General features: G+C 62.2%; 3 protein-coding genes. 2 read left to right on the forward strand and 1 reads right to left on the reverse strand.

Features of this window, described 5'->3' with window-relative positions:
- Positions 1-347: 347 nt before the first annotated feature.
- A complete protein-coding gene (locus tag AC1DOC_RS30760; protein WP_412510896.1) occupies positions 348-614 on the forward strand; it encodes a helix-turn-helix transcriptional regulator in 267 nt (88 codons plus the stop codon).
- 292 nt (positions 615-906) lie between these two features.
- Positions 907-1,485 carry a hypothetical protein gene (locus tag AC1DOC_RS30765; protein ID WP_412510897.1) on the forward strand — a complete coding sequence of 193 codons (579 nt, stop codon included), beginning with the start codon at positions 907-909 and terminating at the stop codon, positions 1,483-1,485.
- Positions 1,486-1,509: 24 nt separating this feature from the next.
- Here the strand turns inward: AC1DOC_RS30765 and AC1DOC_RS30770 are convergent.
- A partial coding sequence (locus tag AC1DOC_RS30770) for a hypothetical protein (RefSeq protein ID WP_478131235.1) occupies positions 1,510-2,121 on the reverse strand: 612 nt, incomplete at its 5' end.

Here is a 2,121-nt window from a genome sequence, read left to right on the forward strand (position 1 = left end):
GGACATGCCGATGGCGCCGCGCCAGCTTGGCTCGCCGGGAGCAGGGCATAGCAATTGAGACACCAAGCCATTGCCATCGGCTTTGGGCGCAGCCCATCGGACGTTCCCACAGACCTGTCAGAACTGTCAGTTGACCGCCTGCTGGCTTGATTGCACGCTCGCCGAAATCCTGCGGAGGACACCGTCCCGGGATGGGGAGGGTAGGCGCTTGCTGGTGTCGTGTGATGGGCCGGCGCTGCTGCGTTGCCCTGTGCACGGCGTTTGGTTCTGTCCGGGCTCTCCAAGGAAAGGCACATATCTCCAAACGAAGCCGCCTTGAAGGTCGGGCTCCATTTCGAGGATTTGTCATGCATATCGAACCCGATGCCAACCGCGGCGATGTTGATTTTCAGCCCGCGGCCGGTCCTGCATTCTTTCGCATGCCCGATGTGATCCGGATCACCGCCCTGAGCCGCACGACCGTGTACCGAAGGATCGCCGACGGCAAGTTCCCGCCTCCCGTGCACCTGGGAGGGCGCGCCTGCGGATGGCCGCGTGCAGCGATTCAGCGGTGGATCGATGATCCGGACGGTTATTCGAATTTGCCCGTCACGCACACGCGCCGAATGAACTGAGCAGAGCGAGGCGCTCTTGTGGCTTCGCGGGCCCGGATGTACTCCGCGCAGCCCCGCATCGAAGCATCTTGGATTACCGATCTCCGACCCTTGGAGTCATGGAGGAGATCGGACAAGCCTTGAAACGCCTCGGTCTTGATGACCAGACCCGCCGAAACGATCTCAATGGCGCCTATGTGGTGGAAGAACTGGCCGCAACGCCGGGGTTTCGGGCCATCCGACTGAACCGGCGGCATCGCAATATCCGCAAACCTCGAACCCTTGGGCCCGAGAGCCTGGAGCGCAGAAAAATATGGCCTTCGACGATGCGACTGTGCGCGAGAAGCACGCGGGCAGCAGAGTGCCGGACTTCTTCTGCTCGGAACATGGCGATCACGAAGCCAAGGTCCTCCGCACGATCACCGTCAGTGATTTCGACAGCGCCGCTTTTGCGGCCACGATTTTGCGGCGGCACCCAGAGGTTGTTGCTTTCGAAGATAAAACCGCCCCTATGCGCCTGCCGGCATGGCCCGTCGTTGCCGGAATCGCGGACACGAAGTTCTCCGCGCGCCTGGCTGCGTTGCGAACTCGCGGAGCCGTTCGACGGCCCACGGTGGTGATGCCCCACCACGCGCCGCATCGCCATTCACTGGCGCTGCGGTTCGCCGAGGACTGGTCGTCCGGCGGCTTCATTCGCGAGATGCCGGCCGAACTCTCTTCCAGTTGCCGGTGCCGCGGGTATATGGGCATGCGCACGACAGCTTCGACGGCGAGGTGGGCGAGTGTCGGTGGTGCGCAACGCGCGGTGGTACATGGACAACTGGCATGGGAAGCTCGAGAGCAAGAATCTCGATCCCGGCTTCGCCTTCAAGATGACTCCCGGCAAAAGTGAAATCCGATCCCGCTCGCGCGCCCGTCACCGGAGCAGCAACGCATGCAGCTTCCATCCCATAGCGACAGCGGAGACCAGTGCGGCTGTTGTTGCCCAATATTGCCACTTCGGCAACTGCGGTGCCTCCTTGTATTCCAAGGTGACGAGCGGCCCGGGCACGAGGCCCGCGTACTGCGTTCTCAGCGCTTCGGCACCCGCTCCGGCGTTCATGGATTCGAAGACGCGCTTGAACAAGCGCTGAGCTTCCAGGCTCAGCTTGGTAAGTTGAACCTGGCTGCCGTCATACAAACGGACATGAAGCGCTGCGTCCACTTCGTCGATCGACCGGATCGGCGCGCCGAGTGTTCGCAGCCGACGCCGACCAGGCGCATAGCCGCAGAACCGCACCAGGCCCTCCTGCCGCAGCAGCGTGTAGCCGACCAGGCGCTCAACTTCGTCGCGGCTGTTCAGAATTTCTGTCGTCATATAGAAATGCAGCACCAGCTGTCCCAATACAGCGGCGAAGAACCACGCCCCGTGCGCCTTGGAAAGGACATACAGAAAAAGAATGGTCGATGCCATCGCATAGGCTGCGAGGAGCAAGAGGCTGCCCACAAAGGCTCTACGCGAGGTGTCCCGAGAGGGCTGAAAGCACAC

The organism is Variovorax sp. 01T439_2, assembly GCF_056398445.1.

Excerpts from the sequence above, each read along its gene's own strand:
- AC1DOC_RS30760 (WP_412510896.1), top strand. The coding sequence starts at position 348 with ATGCATATCGAACCCGATGCCAACCGCGGCGATGTTGATTTTCAGCCC.
- AC1DOC_RS30765 (WP_412510897.1), top strand. The coding sequence starts at position 907 with ATGGCCTTCGACGATGCGACTGTGCGCGAGAAGCACGCGGGCAGCAGA.